The sequence below is a fragment of the Streptomyces prunicolor NBRC 13075 genome (assembly GCF_000367365.1).
GTDB classification, from domain to species: Bacteria; Actinomycetota; Actinomycetes; order Streptomycetales; family Streptomycetaceae; genus Streptomyces; species Streptomyces prunicolor.
Window position 1 is genome coordinate 168,828 of the sequence record NZ_BARF01000084.1, and the last position, 16,290, is coordinate 185,117.

The 16,290-nt window shown below is 69.9% G+C and carries 13 protein-coding genes and 3 tRNA genes; 7 read left to right on the plus strand and 9 right to left on the minus strand.

Annotated elements, in window-relative coordinates; all coding sequences use genetic code 11:
- Positions 1-6: 6 nt before the first annotated feature.
- The 7 genes from SPR02S_RS35675 to SPR02S_RS57105 all read right to left on the minus strand — a co-directional run bounded on the left by SPR02S_RS35675 (position 7) and on the right by SPR02S_RS57105 (position 7,054).
- Complete coding sequence (locus SPR02S_RS35675; protein WP_026151147.1) at positions 7-1,638, minus strand: FAD-dependent oxidoreductase; 1,632 nt, start codon at positions 1,636-1,638, stop codon at positions 7-9.
- 35 nt (positions 1,639-1,673) lie between these two features.
- Positions 1,674-2,507: an ester cyclase family protein gene (locus tag SPR02S_RS59190; RefSeq protein ID WP_019061814.1), complete on the minus strand. Its 834-nt coding sequence runs from the start codon at positions 2,505-2,507 to the stop codon at positions 1,674-1,676.
- Positions 2,508-2,539: 32 nt separating this feature from the next.
- The gene (locus SPR02S_RS35690; RefSeq protein ID WP_158697943.1) at positions 2,540-3,505 is read right to left on the minus strand and encodes a GNAT family N-acetyltransferase; all 966 of its coding nucleotides are present in this window, start codon (positions 3,503-3,505) and stop codon (positions 2,540-2,542) included.
- A gap of 150 nt (positions 3,506-3,655) precedes the next feature.
- Entirely contained in the window at positions 3,656-4,429 is a 774-nt protein-coding gene (locus tag SPR02S_RS35695) for an SDR family NAD(P)-dependent oxidoreductase (RefSeq protein WP_019061816.1), read from the minus strand.
- Positions 4,426-5,877, minus strand: a complete 1,452-nt coding sequence (locus SPR02S_RS35700) for an FAD-binding oxidoreductase (protein ID WP_019061817.1) — start codon at positions 5,875-5,877, stop codon at positions 4,426-4,428. Before SPR02S_RS35700 ends, SPR02S_RS35695 begins: the two co-directional genes overlap by 4 nt.
- Positions 5,877-6,527, minus strand: coding sequence for a hypothetical protein (locus SPR02S_RS35705; protein ID WP_019061818.1), 651 nt, complete (start codon positions 6,525-6,527; stop codon positions 5,877-5,879). Before SPR02S_RS35705 ends, SPR02S_RS35700 begins: the two co-directional genes overlap by 1 nt.
- 32 nt (positions 6,528-6,559) lie before the next feature.
- Positions 6,560-7,054 carry an O-methyltransferase gene (locus SPR02S_RS57105; RefSeq protein WP_019061819.1) on the minus strand — a complete coding sequence of 165 codons (495 nt, stop codon included), beginning with the start codon at positions 7,052-7,054 and terminating at the stop codon, positions 6,560-6,562.
- Positions 7,055-7,357: 303 nt separating this feature from the next.
- Between SPR02S_RS57105 and SPR02S_RS35715 the strand changes: the two genes are divergently transcribed.
- From SPR02S_RS35715 to SPR02S_RS64100, 6 genes are all read left to right on the plus strand, one after another.
- Positions 7,358-7,432, plus strand: a tRNA-Asp gene (locus tag SPR02S_RS35715).
- Between the two features lie 24 nt (positions 7,433-7,456).
- Positions 7,457-7,530, plus strand: a tRNA-Phe gene (locus SPR02S_RS35720).
- Between the two features lie 70 nt (positions 7,531-7,600).
- Entirely contained in the window at positions 7,601-7,927 is a 327-nt protein-coding gene (locus SPR02S_RS57110) for a hypothetical protein (RefSeq protein ID WP_019061820.1), read from the plus strand.
- Positions 7,928-8,081: 154 nt separating this feature from the next.
- Positions 8,082-12,107, plus strand: coding sequence for an ATP-dependent RNA helicase HrpA (gene hrpA / locus SPR02S_RS35730; protein WP_019061821.1), 4,026 nt, complete (start codon positions 8,082-8,084; stop codon positions 12,105-12,107).
- Between the two features lie 95 nt (positions 12,108-12,202).
- Positions 12,203-12,277 (plus strand) — tRNA-Asp (locus SPR02S_RS35735).
- 300 nt (positions 12,278-12,577) lie between these two features.
- The gene (locus SPR02S_RS64100; protein WP_019061822.1) at positions 12,578-12,754 is read left to right on the plus strand and encodes a DUF6274 family protein; all 177 of its coding nucleotides are present in this window, start codon (positions 12,578-12,580) and stop codon (positions 12,752-12,754) included.
- A gap of 412 nt (positions 12,755-13,166) precedes the next feature.
- Here the strand turns inward: SPR02S_RS64100 and bldC are convergent, their stop codons facing one another.
- Positions 13,167-13,373, minus strand: a complete 207-nt coding sequence (bldC, locus tag SPR02S_RS35745; protein WP_003949541.1) for a developmental transcriptional regulator BldC — start codon at positions 13,371-13,373, stop codon at positions 13,167-13,169.
- 547 nt (positions 13,374-13,920) lie between these two features.
- On the minus strand, positions 13,921-14,766 hold the full coding sequence (locus tag SPR02S_RS35750; protein ID WP_019061823.1) for a DUF8083 family protein: 846 nt from the start codon (positions 14,764-14,766) through the stop codon (positions 13,921-13,923).
- Between the two features lie 220 nt (positions 14,767-14,986).
- Between SPR02S_RS35750 and SPR02S_RS35755 the strand changes: the two genes are divergently transcribed.
- On the plus strand, positions 14,987-16,081 hold the full coding sequence (locus tag SPR02S_RS35755) for a Leu/Phe/Val dehydrogenase (RefSeq protein WP_019061824.1): 1,095 nt from the start codon (positions 14,987-14,989) through the stop codon (positions 16,079-16,081).
- Positions 16,082-16,290: the final 209 nt, after the last annotated feature.

The window sequence follows — 16,290 nt, forward strand, 5'->3', positions numbered from 1 at the left end:
GCGTCCTCACCCCCGGGCGAGAACCCTCCGCAGAACCGCCGTCAGCACCGCGGTCTCCGCACCCCCGGGATCCGCACCCGCCGACCGCCAGGCGACGACACCGTCCGGCCGTACCAGCACGGCGCCTTCGGGGAGCAGGCCGCCGTAGCGCTCGGACCAGCGGCCGTCCGGGTCGGCCAGTGAACCGGCGGCACCACCCGCGCCCGACACCACCCGGCGCGCGGTGATCCTCAGCCCCAGCTCGGCGGAGGCCGCGACCGCGGCGGACAGCCACTCCCCGCCGAGCGCCCCGGTCAGCAGCACGAAGTCGCGCCCGAACAGGTCGAGCGTGGAGACGGGTCGACCGCCGCGCGACAGCATCACGTACGGCGCCCGAGTCCCCGGCGCGCCGCGCAGCGCCCGCGGATCGGAGGCGACCGGCAGGGCAGCGCTCCCCGCCTCCTCGACGACCGCGGCGGAACGGTAGGCCTGCCCCGACGTCACCGTCACCGCGTCCGCCGCGTCCGCCGTCTGTTCCGGGGTGGCCGTGCCGGACCGCACCGCGAGCTGCAGCGACCCCTGCCCGGCCGTGTAGACCGCCACCGGCCGCCGCTCGGCGTCGTACGTCTCCACCAGGCCGGCCCCCGCGACCCCGTCGACGACCAGCGCGAGCTTCCAGGCGAGGTTGTGGGCGTCGGCGATCCCGGTGTTGGCGCCGTAGCCCCCGGTCGGCGGCACCACATGGGCCGCGTCCCCGGCGAGCAGCACCCGCCCGTGCACGAAGCCCTCGGCGACCTGCTCCGCCATGTCCCAGGGGAAGCGGGACCGGATCGTCACCTCGACCCCCGGCGCCCCGATCGCGGCACCCACCAGCTCGGCACAGCGGGCGTCGGTGAAGTCCTCCAGGCTCTCGCCGTCCTCGGGCCGGTACCCGACGATCAGCGTGCCCCCGGTCAGCCGGTCGTCATGCACGAGGATCCCCGTGACCTGGGGATTCTTCACATGGACCACGCTGTAGCGGCGCTCCCCCAGCACGGGCCGCAGATCCGCGCCGAACGCGATGCTCACATGCCGGGACAGCACCCCGCGCCCCTGCCGGGGAACCTTCAGCGCCTCCCGCACGATGCTGCGCGGCCCGTCGCAGGCGACCAGGTAGGAGCTGCGGAAGGTGCTGGTCCCGCCGGCCCCGTCACCGAGGACGGCCGTGACACCGTCCGGGTCCTCCGCGAAGGACAGCAGCTCGGTACCGAACCTGAGATCGGCGCCGAGCTCCACCGCACGGTCCCGCAGCAGCGGCTCCAGCCGGTCCTGGGGAAGCAGGAGCAGCCGGGACGGGGTGAGGTCGCCCAGCTCGTCGTCGCCCTCCAACTCCTCCTTGCTGAACAGCACTTCACCCGCCAGGGAGGTCACCCCGGCCCGGGTGCGGTGCGTCGCGAACCCCGAGGCGTCCTGTACGGCGGCGTCCTCGACCCCCGCCTGACGCAGCAGCTCCCCGGTCCGGGGGTAGTAACCGACGGCCCGCGGATGGACGGAGGTGCCCGGATGCCGCTCCACCAGGGCGCAGCGGACGCCGTGACGGGCGAGAAACAGAGCGGTTGACAGCCCTACGAGGCTGCCGCCCACCACCAGTACGGGTGCGCTGTCGGAATGGGAAGTCATCGCCAAGCCCCTCTCGGAACGGTTGTGGATGCTGCTCACGGCGTCGGCAGCCCCGCCTTGCCCAGCGCCAGGTAGTCGACGACCTCCCAGTGCTCGGCGACCTTCCCCCGCTCGATCCGGAACTGGTCGCAGGTACGCATCTCCAGCGGCAGCCCGGACGGACCGCCCCCGCTCCAGGCCCCGGTGAGCGTGCCGGTCCAGGTCACGAAGACCATCACCCGGTCGTCGGCGGCGACGATGTGGTCCACGGTGGTGACCAGGTCGGGGAAGGCGGCGATGTTGTCCGCGAAGAACGCCTTGAAGGCGTCGAGCCCGTTCGGCACCGCGTCCGTACGCATGTTGTGGTGCCGGTAGTCCTGGTGGTAGTAGCGCTCGGCGAGCTCCAGCCGGTGCTCGCTGAAGACGTCCCGGTACGCGCCGAGCACCAGCTCCGCGTTGGCGCGCTCGGTGTCGCTGTGCGGACCGTGCAGCCCGGGAGCGGACGGCTGACCACTCCGCTCCGGCCCGCCGTCCACACCGTGCGCGACGAGCAGGTCCCGGTCCACCACGTTCCAGTGCTCGGTGACCCTGCCGTCCCACAGCCGGTACAACTCGGCGGTGTGCAGCCGGAGTTCGGCCCCGGCAGGGGTGCGCCCGGTCCAGGTCGCGAAGAGCATCACCCGGTCGTTGTCGGCCACCAGATGGTCGATGTCCGCCGACAGCCCACGCCGGTCCGGCATCATCCACTCGATCGGGGCGTGCTCGACGTGGTAGGCGTGGAAGAAGCGACCGGCCTCTTCGAAGCGGTGCTCGCGGTACAACGTCCCGTACAGATCGCGGACCAGCTCGGCGTTGCGCGTGCGCTGCCCGATGGGCATCACAGTGGTCATGGGTTCCTCTCTGATCAGTGGGGTACGTCCGCTCAGGCGGCCTTGAGCGCGTACGTCGACCAGTGGGAGTCGGCCTCGAAGCCGAGCCGCTCGTCGAGCGCGAGCACAGCGGTGTTGGCGGAGTCGTCGAAGACCTGGACCAGTTGAAGCCGCCCGTTCTCCCGGGCCGCCCCGAGCAGCAGTGCGGCCTTGAGCCAGGTGGCGAGTCCGCGCCGCCGGTGCCGCGGCAGCACCAGCGTCTCGCCGGCGTCCGCCATCGGGCTGTCCCGCACGAACAAGGTGCTGTACGCGACGATTTCGGCGCCCTGCCCGGGCATCGCGGCCACCACGTGGGGCAGATGCCCGGCCCGCTCCGCCTCGGCCTCCCGCGCCCGTACGTCGTCGGCACTCGGACGCCGTACCCGGGCCTGGCCGTTGACGCGCTCCTCCAGAGCGCTCCAGGCCCGCGCGTAGGACTCCACCAGATCATCGGGGCAGGGCCCGTGCCACGACACCAGCCGGTAGCCGGGCACCGGCCGGGCCACCGCGGACTCCAGCACCGCACGGGCGGGTCCGGCGAGCCGCAGCCGGTTGCGCACGGTCTCGCCGACGAGCTCCGCGCCGAGCTCCGCCGCGAAGCGCTCACCGGCCATCGCCCTGGGAGCGTCGGCCAGCAGCAGCTCCCGTCCCCGCTCCCGCAGGGCCGCCAGCCCCGCCGCCGCCAGGGCCCGTCCGGCACCGCGCCGCCGGAAGCCGGGGAACACCCACAGCGAACCGTGCCCCGGCCCGGCCGGATCCCCCAGGTCGAGCCCGAGCTTCAGCACACCGGCCGGGGTGTCGTCGTCGTACACGACGAGCACGATCCGCTCCGTCCCGTGCCGCCGCTGGAAGAGCCGCGCGAGGAGCGCCTCCGTCACCGGCGGATCACCGGGCAGCTCCAGCGTCATGGTCTCCCGGAACCCGGGAAGCAGAGCGGCGATGGTCGCCGGCTCATCACCGTCGAGGCTACGAATCTCCATGCCCCACACGGTGTCGGGCACCCCTCGAAACACCGTCGAGGACAACTCGACACCAGGAACACGGGCACACCTGGGCCCCGTGCCCCTCCAGGACGTCGAAGTCCCGGAAGGCCACGGGGCCCGGTACGGCGGCGTGCGCGGGCGGACCCGTCAGGCCCCGCCCGTCACCCGGAGGGTCTCGCCGTTGGTGTTGCCGTTGGCGGCGGAGCCGAGGAAGACGACGGCGTTCGCCACGTCCTGAGGCGCGGACATCCGCCCCGACGGCAGGCTCCTGCCCTTCTCCTCCAGGAACCCGGGCGGGACATGGGCCCGCACGGTCTCGGTGCTGGTCTGCCCCGGCACCACCATGTTGACCAGGATCCCGTCGGGCCCCAGCTCCCAGGCCAGGCTCCGCATCAGCCCGAACAGCCCGGACTTGCCCGCGCCGTACGCTCCCGCGCCCGCCTTGCCCGTGTCCGCGAGGCCCGCGCCGAGCAGCACCACCCGGCCCCACGGACGCCCGCGCATCCACGGCAGCGCCGCCTGCAGGGTGTGGAACACCGCCTCGACGGAGTTGCGCAGCACCTCCTGCCACTGCTTCGCCGGCACGTCCTCGAAGCGCGGCACGGGCTGCCCCGGACGCGGTATCGCCTCGCTCCAGACCACCGCGTTGGCCACCAGCACGTCGATGCCGCCCCACTCCTCGGCGACCCTCCCCACCGCGTCCCGTACGCAGCTCTCGTCCGCGAGGTCGTACCGCACCACCAGAGGCGTGCCACCGGCCTCGGTCACCAGCCGGGCCGTCTCCCGGGCGCCGGCCTCGTTCGTGTGGAAGGTGATCGCGACCCTGGCCCCCTCCTCCGCGTACGCCACGGCCGTCGCCCGGCCGATGCCGGAGGAGGCGCCGGTGACCAGCACCACCTTGTCCCGCAGATCCGTCTTCATGACTCCACCTCGGTGGTCGGGGCACTGTGGCCGATGCTCTGCGCGTGCCGGAAGAAGTCCTCCGGGTCGTAGGCCCGCTTCACCGCACGCAGCCGGCTCCGGTTCTCGCCGAAGTACTCCGTCTCCCAGTCCCCGCCCACCCGGGAACTGGGGAAGTTGATGTACGAGCCGCAGGCGAGCGGCGCGAGTGCCGTCGCCGCGCGGTCGGCCAGGGCGGTCAGCCGCGCCGGGGCCGCCGCGTCTCCCGCCACGTCACGGCAGGCGAACTGATAGCCGATCAGGAACCGCGCGTCGCGGTGGGCGTAGGCCGTCGCGGTCCTCGGCACCCGGTTCGCCGCGCCGCCCAGCGCGATGCACAGCAGATAGCGTTCCTGGCCCACCGCGTCCAGCGCGGGATCCCAGGCGTCGAGCAGCGCCGCCGACTCCGCACGGGTCGCGGCCCGGCCGGTCAGCCGGTAACTCTGCCGGGTGTACGGATGCCGGTGGCCCTCGGCCTCGGGGCCGGTCCCGGTGCGATGGCACTGAGCCACCGTCTTCGAGCCGCACAGCGCCTCGTGCATCACCTCGGCATATCCGCCCGGCGGGCCGACGGTCCTGCTCAGCGGCTTGCTCCCGGCCCGCTCCGCCAGTTCGTCCAGGCCGGCCCGCACCTCTTCGGCCGTGCCCAGGTGCACACCCCAGACCCGGACCACCGGACGCCCGCCGGGCCCGAACATACCCGGCAGCACCACCAGCGAGGTGCCGAGCTCGTCCGGCCCCTCGACGGCCCACTCCTGCCAGGCCGTCAGCACCTCCACGGCGTCGTCGTACGCCCAGAGCGTCTCGAACGCGACCAACGTGGGCGCCTCGACCGGCCGCACCTCGAACTCCGTGACGACCCCGAAGGTGCCGCCGCCACCGCCGCGCAGCGCCCAGTACAGATCGGGCTCCTCGGCGGCCGAGCAGCGGACGGTCCTGCCGTCCGCGAGCACCACGCGCGCGGCGGTGACCAGGTCGCTGCCCAGCCCGAACCGCCTGGTCTGCCAGCCGATCCCGCCGCCGGTCAGAAACCCGCCCGCACCGACCGTGGGAAAGGTGCCGGTGACGATCTGGCGGCCCCGGGTCCGCAGGACGTCCAGCGCGTCCAGCGACCGGACACCCGCCCCGAGACGCACCACGGCCTCCTCGGCCACCGTATGGCTCATCCGGGACAGGTCGACGACCAGCCCCTCACCGGTCGACCAGCCGTTGAAGCTGTGTCCACCGCCACGGACGTGCAGCCGCAGCCCCCGGTCCCGGGCATGGCGCACGCAGCGGGCGACGTCCTCCTCGGAGGCGCAGTACGCGACGGCGTACGGCTCGACGGTGTCGTACTCGGTGTTCTGCAGCTGTATGGCCAGGGCGTAGCCCGCATCGTCCGGCAGGACCAGCTCCCCACCGATCCGGTCCCGCAGCGCTGCCGCCCGCATCAGTCGTCGATGCCGAACTTGCCGGCGGTCACCTTGGAGCCCGCATGCCCGCGCAACTTGGTGCCCTGCGGGTCGAAGAACTCGGCGCCGCCGGTGCCCTGCCACTCGGTGTCCGAGACGAACTCGCCCGACACCCGGACATGCGCCTCACCGACATGCTTTCCCTCGGGGTCGGCGGCCAGGATGTGGAAGCCGTACTCGAAGGTGCCGGAGCCCGTGACCCGCCAGGTACCGAGGCCGATGTTCTTCGTATTGAGCTGGGTGGAGACGACCGAGCCGTCCGCGGAGAAGGAGACCAGTCCGGGTACGGCCTTTCCGTCGTCGTCCAGGTGCGTGGTCCAGGTGCCGACCAGACGTGCGTCGCTCATCACGGTTCTCCTCGGGATCGGGAAGTGGGACGGTGCGGTCAGCCTTCCGGCCCGCTCTGGAGACGCGCTCGAGACGTCCTGTAGGTGGGCGCCGAACTCCGGGTGCCAGAGCGCGGCCACGTGCGTGGACCCGAGCGCCACCAAGCCCCGGTAGGACGGCCACAGGCAGTACCGCACCAACCCCCGCCACAGACCGTCCAGGACGGTGCCGCGCGCCGGGACGGCGATCTTGTCGGGATGCCCCTCCGGCAGTAGCCGGGGGTCGAACGGACGAACAGCCACAGCGCGCTCCTCGGCATGAGTCCTCGGCACGGTCAGGCGGCGCAGACCGCCATCTCCACGCCACCGTCGAAGGGAAGGGGCAGCGAGACGTAACCGCTGCCCGGAACCCGGATGTGGGCCAGGAACTCCGCACACCCTCCCGGCACGTCCCGGACGCCGTACGCCACGATCACCGCACCCGGCAGCATCCTGGGCTCCATCAGCTTCAGCAGGGTCAGGAAGGACTCCGGCGGCCCCCCGAGCAGCAGCAGATCGACCGGTCCGGGCACGGCCGGCAGCAGCCGCTCCGGACTGCCCACCCGCACCTGTGCGTGCCGCCCGAGCCCGGCCTTCTCCACCGCCGCCGCGGCCAGATCAGCGCGTACGGTGTCCGGCTCGCAGCACAGGACCCGGCCCCGCCCGTTCTCCCGCAGCGCCGCCGCGATCCACGCGGTGGACGACTCGTCCGGGCAGCCGGCCTGGAGCACATTGAGCGGTCCGGCCGCCAGCACCAGTTGCCGCAGCAGGGTCGAGGTGGAATCAGGCATGCGGAACTCCCCGTCACGAGTGTCGAGACATTCGAGATCTCCCGGCCGAGCGTTGCAGACCCCGCAGTCGGCGGGCGACGCCCCTGGACCGCTCCCCGAGCAAGCCTCCAGCCGCCCTCAAGTCCGCGGCCGAGCCCGGACGCTGCTCGTTTTCAGGGCACCGCTCATCCTCTGATACGCTTCCGCAGCGACGTCACCCCAGCTGACAAGCCCCTCCGTACTCACCGGTACGAGCGGTGGAAACCCGGTGGGGACACGCAAAACGGTGTGCGACACTGAGGTCACTGGTTCGCACAACAACAAGGTCCTGTGGAGCAGCTTGGAGTGCTCGCCACCCTGTCAAGGTGGAGGCCGCGGGTTCAAATCCCGTCAGGACCGCTGAGGTTCCGCAAGGAATCTCGTGGCTGGGTAGCTCAGTTGGTACGAGCGATCGCCTGAAAAGCGATAGGTCGCCGGTTCGACCCCGGCCCCAGCCACCGGATCGAAAGCCCTGTCCCACCCGGGACGGGGCTTTCGTCGTGACCGGACGACACAAGGCGGGGCGCGATGGGTCAGGACGAGGCCAGAGGCATCCGGGACACGGACCTGGAGAAGATACGGGCGCGGTACGGACTGCTCGCGGTGGTCGGCAGCAACATCGCGATCACAGCGGTGGCGATCTTCGGCGTGTGGCAGCTGAACGGCGACCGCGCGGTGATCGTGGGCGTCCTGACCTCGGCGTTCACCGCGATGGCGGGGCTGACGACGGCGTACCTCGGCATCAAGGCGGTGTCCAACACGGCTCAGTCGATGTCCAAGGAGGCGGGCAGGCAGCAGGACGCCGACCGCCAGCAGCAAGACGCCGGCACCAAATCAGGTACAGGCCAGCAATAACCAGCCCGTCCGGCGTTTGAGGACGAGGCCCCTTCAGGGCCGATCGGGGGTCTGGGGGCGGAGCCCCCAGGAACGGCACCCTGACCCACCCGCACAACCCCCGCCGGCAAACCATTCGCCAGGAATTTCGCCGAGGTGAGATCCTGGACGGCGTATGTCTACGCACCCCGCCTCCGCGCCCGGCACTTCCGCCCCCGCCCTCGGCGACCTCGCCCCCCGCCTGACCGAGCTGACCCTGCGCGACGCGCACCGGCTCGGGCGCAGGCTCGAAGGCGCGCGCAAGATCCGCAAGCCGGAGGCCCGCGCCGCCGCACTCGCCGAGATCGAGACCGAGGTCGCCCGCGGCGAGGAGCGGATGGCCGCGCGGCGCACCCGCATCCCGGCGATCTCGTATCCGGAACAGCTGCCGGTCAGCCAGAAGAAGGCCGACATCGCGGCCGCGATCCGCGATCACCAGGTCGTGATCGTCGCCGGTGAGACCGGCTCCGGCAAGACGACCCAGATCCCCAAGATCTGTCTCGAACTCGGCCGCGGCGTCCGCGGGATGATCGGGCACACCCAGCCCCGCCGTATCGCCGCGCGCACCGTCGCGGAGCGCATCGCGGAGGAGATGGACACCCCGCTCGGCGAGGCCGTCGGCTGGAAGGTCCGTTTCACGGACCAGGTGAACCAGGAGTCGACGTTCATCAAGCTGATGACGGACGGCATCCTGCTCGCCGAGATCCAGACCGACCGCGAACTGCGCGCCTACGACACGATCATCATCGACGAGGCCCACGAGCGGTCCCTCAACATCGACTTCCTGCTCGGCTATCTCGCCCAACTGCTGCCCAAGCGACCGGACTTGAAGGTCGTCATCACCTCGGCGACCATCGACCCGGAGCGTTTCTCCCGGCACTTCGGCGACGCCCCGGTCATCGAGGTCAGCGGCCGGACGTATCCGGTGGAGGTGCGCTACCGCCCGCTCCTGGAGGACGAGTCCGAGGACTCCGACCGCGATCAGATCACCGCGATCTGCGACGCCGTGGAGGAGCTTCAGGGCGAGGGCAAGGGCGACATCCTCGTCTTCCTCTCCGGCGAGCGGGAGATCCGCGACACCGCCGACGCCCTGACGAAGAAGAACTACCGCTTCACCGAGGTCCTCCCCCTCTACGCCCGCCTCTCGCACGCCGAGCAGCACCGCGTGTTCCAGCAGCACACCGGCCGCAGGATCGTTCTGGCCACGAACGTCGCCGAGACCTCCCTCACCGTCCCGGGCATCAAGTACGTCATCGACCCCGGCTTCGCCCGGATCAGCCGCTACAGCCACCGTACGAAGGTGCAGCGGCTGCCCATCGAGGCGGTCAGCCAGGCAAGTGCCAATCAGCGCAAGGGGCGTTGTGGCCGTACGTCGGACGGCATCTGCATCCGCCTGTACTCCGAGGACGACTTCCTCGCCCGTCCGGAGTTCACGGACGCGGAGATCCTGCGGACGAACCTCGCCTCCGTGATCCTGCAGATGACCGCGGCCGGTCTCGGTGAGATCGAGAAGTTCCCGTTCATCGACCCGCCGGACCACCGCAACATCCGCGACGGCGTCCAACTTCTCCAGGAACTGGGCGCGTTGGACCCGGACGAGAAGGACCCGCGCAAGCGCCTCACGCAGACCGGCCGCAAGCTCGCCCAGCTCCCCGTGGACCCACGCCTGGCCCGCATGGTCCTGGAGGCCGACAAGAACGGCTGCGTGCGCGAGGTCATGGTGATCGCCGCCGCGCTCTCCATCCAGGACCCGCGCGAACGCCCGGTGGACAAGCAGACGCAGGCGGACCAGCAACACGCCCGTTTCCGCGACGAGTCGAGCGACTTCCTAGCGTTCCTGAACATGTGGCGGTACATCCGCGAGCAGCAGAAGGAGCGCGGCTCGTCCGCGTTCCGTCGCATGTGCAAGCAGGAGTACCTGAACTTCCTCCGGATCCGTGAGTGGCAGGACATCTACAGCCAACTCCGCACGGTGGCAAAGCAGATGGGCATCCAGTTCAACGAGGAGGATGCCGCCGAGCACAGCGTCCACGTCTCCCTCCTCGCGGGCCTGCTGTCCCACATCGGCATGAAGGACGTGAAGAACGCCGGGGGGGAGGGTGGGAAAAACACAGCGAAGAACGAGTATCTCGGCGCCCGCAGCGCCAAGTTCGCGATCTTCCCCGGCTCGGCCCTCTTCAAGAAGACCCCGCGCTTCGTCATGTCGGCGGAACTGGTGGAGACTTCACGCCTCTGGGCCCGCGTCAACGCCAAGATCGAGCCAGAGTGGGTCGAGCCCCTCGCCGGCCACCTCCTCAAGCGGACGTACAGCGAACCGCACTGGGAGAAGGACCAGGCGGCCGTGATGGCCTTCGAGAAGGTCACGCTCTACGGCGTCCCGATCATCGCCCAGCGCAAGGTGAACTACGGCCGGATCGACCCGGAGGCGTCCCGCGAGCTGTTCATCCGCAACGCGCTGGTCGAGGGCGACTGGCGCACGCACCACAAGTTCTTCGCCGACAACCGCAGACTCCTCACCGAGGTCGAGGAGTTGGAGCATCGCGCGCGGCGCCGGGACATTCTGGTCGACGACGAGACGCTCTACGACTTCTACGATCAGCGAGTGCCCGAACACGTCGTCTCCGGCGCCCACTTCGACTCCTGGTGGAAGCACAAGCGGACCGAAGAAGGCAGAGAGCCCGAACTCCTGGACTTCGAGCGCTCGATGCTCATCAACGAGCGCGCGGGAGACATCAGCAAGGCCGACTATCCGGACTCCTGGCAGCAGGGGCAGCTCAAGTTCCGGGTGACGTACCAGTTCGAGCCGGGCGCGGACGCGGACGGTGTCACGATCCACATCCCGCTCCAGGTCCTGAACCAGGTCACGGACGAGGGCTTCGACTGGCAGATCCCCGGATTGCGGGAAGAGGTGGTGACGGAGCTGATCCGCTCCCTCCCGAAGCCGATCCGCCGCAACTACGTCCCGGCCCCGAACTTCGCGCAGCGCTTCCTGGCGACGGCGTCGTCCCCGGAGGGGCGCAATCAAACACAGTCCCTCCAAGAACCCCTCCCCACCACCATGGCCCGCGAGTTGAAGCGCATGGTCGGAGTCCCCTTCACCGCCGACGACTTCGACTGGTCGAAGGTCCCGGACCACCTGCTCATCACCTTCCGGATCGTGGACGAACGGCGCCGCAAGATCGCCGAGGACAAGGACCTGGAGGCGCTGAAGGTTCGGCTGAAGCCGAAGGCGCGCCAGGCCATCTCACAGGCGGCCGCGGCGACCGCCGAGCGCGAGGGCGGGGAGTCCCTGGAACGCAAGGGCCTCACCGACTGGACGATCGGCTCCCTGACCCGCGTCTTCGAGACCCGCAGGGCCGGCCAGCCGGTGAAGGCGTACCCGGCGCTGGTCGACGACGGCGACACCGTCTCCGTACGGCTCTTCGACACGGAGGAGGAACAGGCGGAGGCGATGTGGAAGGGCACGCGCCGGCTCATCGTGCGCAACATCCCGGTCAATCCGGCGAAGTTCGCGTCCGAAAAGCTCACGAACGCGCAGAAGTTGGCCCTGTCCGCGAATCCGCACGGCTCGATCCAGGCGCTGTTCGACGACTGCGCGCTGGCGGCGGCGGACAAACTGATCGGCGACTTCGGCGGCCCGGCGTGGGACGAGGAGTCGTACCGGAAGCTCTACGAGAAGGTGCGCGCCGAGATCGTCGACACGACGGTCCGGGCGGTGAGCCAGGTCCAGCAGGTGCTGGCCGCCTGGCAGGCCTGTGAGCGCCGCCTGAAGGGCGCGCACAGCCCCGCGCTGCTCCCGAACCTCGCGGACGTACGCGCCCAGTTGGACGCCCTCGTGAAGCCGGGCTTCGTCACGGCGGCGGGGATACGTCGCCTGCCCGACCTGATGCGCTACCTGGTGGCCGCCGACCGCCGCCTCCAGCAGATGCCGACGGGGGTCCAGCGGGACACGACCCGCATGGAGAAGGTCCACGAGATGCAGGACGAGTACGCGTGGCTCCTGGAGCAACTCCCGCAGGGCCGCCCGATTCCCTCGTCCGTCCTGGACATCCGCTGGATGATCGAGGAGCTCCGGGTCAGCTATTTCGCCCACGCGCTCGGCACGGCGTACCCCGTCTCCGACAAGCGGATCGTGAAGGCGATCGACGCCGCCGCACCGTAACAACGCCTGCACACCGAGTGAGTTCGACCAGGCGGGCCCGCCTCCTGTACAGTCTCATCTCGCGGCACAACGCACCATCAAATGCCGCGAGTCAAGGTCCTGTGGAGCAGCTTGGAGTGCTCGCCACCCTGTCAAGGTGGAGGCCGCGGGTTCAAATCCCGTCAGGACCGCATGTGATCGACAGAGGCCCGCATCTCTTCGGAGACGCGGGCCTTACTCGTGCCGCTGCCGCCCACGACAACCGCGCTCGCCACCCTGTCAAGGTGGAGGCCGCGCCCGCGGCGCAGCCGCAATCGGATACAGCAAATCCCGTCAGGACCGCAGTAGATCAAACAAGAGCCCGGGTCTTCGGACCCGGGCTTTCGTGCGCGCCGTTGCCCTCATGGCCGCTACGGCTCCCTTGACGCCCGCCCAACCACCCGGTACCCAGAAACCAGGCCCCGTTCCACGCAGGGCCACGGAGGTGGCACATGGCGGCTTCGGTCAGGCATGAGACGCGGGCCCTGCTCCGTGCGCACCTGTCGGCCGCCAGCTCCTACCACCACGTGACCCGGCACTGCTCGATCTGCCACCGCCTGCTGCGGCTGGCCATGGACGCGCCCGCGGCACCGGAACCGGGCGACGAACCCGAGGGCCAACCCTCCTAGCGCAGATAGACCAGAGGCAACAAGCCATCCGGCATGTGACGGGTGTCACCGCATAAGTTTTTGAAACGGCGGAACTTACGACTCGCCTACAACTGGTCAATTTAATATGTGCAATTGCACCCCTACGAGGGATGGTCCACAGGAGATCCGACAGCCCTCCCCAGACTCCGACAAGGTCCCTCACAGGACCTTGCGCTCAGGGCCTGTCGGCCGCGCACGGACCCACGACCAGGCACAAAAAAGATCGCGCTGGACCCGGCGGAGTCCAGCGCGATCTACGACGCACCCTGTTCAGTTACTTCAAAAGCGTTGGGCGTGGGCCCTGTTGGGGCAGAACCCGCGTCGCTTGGAGCTGTGCTGTCGGGCACCTTGGCCGGTTGGGGGACTAGCCGTCGTGCCCTTATTCAGTTGGTCAGGCTTCGCTGCGCTGCTGCGGAATGCCCGCGAGCAGGGCACGGACCTCCGCCTCGCGGTAACGGCGGTGTCCGCCGAGCGTGCGAATCGAAGTGAGCTTGCCGGCCTTCGCCCACCGCGTGACCGTCTTGGGGTCAACACGGAACATCGTGGCGACCTCAGCCGGGGTCAGCAGCGGCTCGGCATCAGGGGTGCGAGCGGTCATGAGCGGCCTCCTCGGGAGAACCGAACCTTCTCGGTTCTTTCCTCTAAATTCTGCACCTTGACCCGCGTTGCCCGAAATGGCGTGTGCGGGTCGAGTCGGTTATAGGACGAACGGCTTGTCCTCGGCACTACAACTACACCATCTGTCCAACCGCGTAGGCCAAACCGATGGAATTGCCCTCCCAGGTGTCCATCAGCGACGGAAGCCGATGGACCATGCCATAGCGGACAGTCACACCACTGTGACGATCAGTCACAGGGGCGATCAGGAGTCATCCAGACCCCCCAAAGCGCGCAATGCCGAGATTCCGCCCAAAGCATGACGGATGGAGTCCTCCCCGGACTCCTTGTCCTATTTTGGCATGAGGAGGGGCAAGCGGCGCAAGGCATCTGCACGTGCGGTCCGTCACGCTTGGCATCAAACGTCCGGATCGGGACCTACGTCCCGTGTTGACGAACCGTAAGAATCCTATGCGCATCTGTTCGAACCTGTCAGCCACGTTCGAAGGTGCGCACATGGAAGGTACGCACAAGGACGGCCGTCGTGCTCAGTTCGCCGAGCGCCGGTCCCTGACCGACCGCCAGCGCTCCACGAGCCGCCCGTACGCCTCGCCCGCCGCCGCCCCGTCCCCGGTCCGCAGCGCCTCGATGCCGGCGGCCACGTCCGCCGCCGAGTGGTCGTCCTCCAGTTCGCCGGCCGGGACGACGTGCACGAGCCCGCCGTAGTCCAACTCCACCAGGGACCGCGGATGGAACTCCTCCAGCCAGCGCCCCACGTCCACCAGACCCTCGATCAGCGGCCCGTCGTCCATCGCGTCCTTCAGGGCCCGCAGCGCCCGCGCCACCCGCCGCCGCGCCTGCACCATCGGCGTCCGGTACCGCAGCATCGGCGGATCGTCCCCGGAGGCCTTGTCGTAGCGCCGCTCCTCGTCACCGACGAGCACGAACCAGTTCAGCGGCACCTGCCAGGTCGCCGTCCGGATCCACGGCCGGGCATCCGGATTCCGGGCCAGCCAGCGCTCGTAGTCCTGGGTGGCCTGGTGCCGTACGAGCGGCGGGAGTACGGCGTCCAGGACCGGCGGCGGAAGCTCCTCCGCGAGGTCACCCAGGGCCTGCCAGCCGCGCAGCCGGGTGCGCCAGGGGCAGACGCAGACCACGCCGTCGACCTCCACCACGAAGGCGTCGGCGCTCTCGTGCACCGGCACCGGGACCGGCGGGGTGGGCAGCAGGTCGGCCAGCGCCCGGCGCAGTTCGTCCTGGTACGACGGCCGGTCCGGGCGGCGGGCGTAGCGCGTCCAGTGGCCGCGCTCCGGCTCGGGGAAAGCGGCCAGCGGCTCGTAGACCCGTAGATAGGTCGCGTACGGGACGATCACCGAGGACACCTTCTTGGGCACGCCTGCTCCCTCCCCCGCCGGCCGTCGGGAAAACCTTCGGACCCGCTCACAAACGGGCGGGAAAACTATGCAAATCGTCGCACGGACCCCCCCTTCGGTAGGTGATCCTGAACACTGCACCGATGGCGGTCGGACACAAGCTCTACGCTCGTGCCACGGCACCCGCCACCCCTACGGGAGCCTGTCTCCAACCGCCGCCACTCACCCAGGAGTCACCACCGTGACCGACGTAGACAACGGCGTCCTGCACACCCTGTTCCACTCGGACCAGGGCGGTCATGAGCAAGTCGTGCTCTGTCAGGACCGGGCCAGCGGCCTCAAGGCCGTCATCGCCATCCACAACACCGCGCTGGGCCCCGCTCTGGGCGGCACGCGCTTCTACCCGTACGCCAGCGAGGAAGAGGCCGTCGCCGACGCGCTCAACCTCGCGCGCGGGATGTCGTACAAGAACGCCATGGCCGGACTTGACCACGGCGGCGGCAAGGCCGTGATCATCGGTGACCCGGAGCGCGACAAGACCGAGGAACTGCTGCTCGCCTACGGCCGGTTCGTGGCCTCGCTAGGCGGGCGGTACGTCACCGCGTGCGACGTCGGTACGTATGTCGCCGACATGGACGTCGTGGCGCGCGAGTGCCGCTGGACGACCGGGCGTTCCCCCGAGAACGGCGGCGCGGGCGACTCCTCCGTACTGACCGCCTTCGGCGTCTTCCAGGGTATGCGGGCCAGCGCCCAGCACCTGTGGGGCGACCCGTCGCTGCGCGGCCGTACGGTCGGCATCGCGGGCGTCGGCAAGGTCGGGCACCACCTGGTGGAGCACCTGCGGGACGAGGGCGCCGAGGTCGTGATCACGGACGTGCGCGAGGAGTCCGTACGGCGGATTCTGGCCAAGCATTCGGCAGGCGTTACGGCCGTTGCCGACACGGAGGCGTTGATCCGGGTCGAGGGGCTCGACATCTACGCCCCCTGCGCGCTGGGCGGTGCCCTGAACGACGCGACCGTGCCGGTGCTGACCGCCAAGGTGGTGTGCGGCGCGGCCAACAACCAGCTGGAGCACCCGGGCGTCGAGAAGGACCTCGCCGACCGCGGGATCCTCTACGCGCCGGACTACGTGGTGAACGCCGGTGGCGTGATCCAGGTCGCCGACGAGCTGCACGGGTTCGACTTCGAGCGGTGCAAGGCGAAGGCCGCGAAGATCTTCGACACCACGCTGGCAATATTCGCACGTGCGAAGGAAGACGGTATTCCGCCGGCCGCCGCGGCCGACCGGATCGCCGAGCAGCGGATGCACGAGGCCGCCGGAGCGCGCGGACGCTGAGGTTCCGCTTGGCTCCTCGGCACGCGTCTCCGGTACCCGCCGACGAAGACTTAGAGAGAACTCTCACGTTCGTCGGCGGGTCGCCCGCCAAGAAGTGGTTAAAATCGCGGTTGACCAGCGAGTACAGGGCACCTCGCCGGTCCTGGAGCCCGGCACGTGCTGCGGGCGACGTACCGTATGGGCGCGGGCTCAGGTACCGTGGAAGCCCT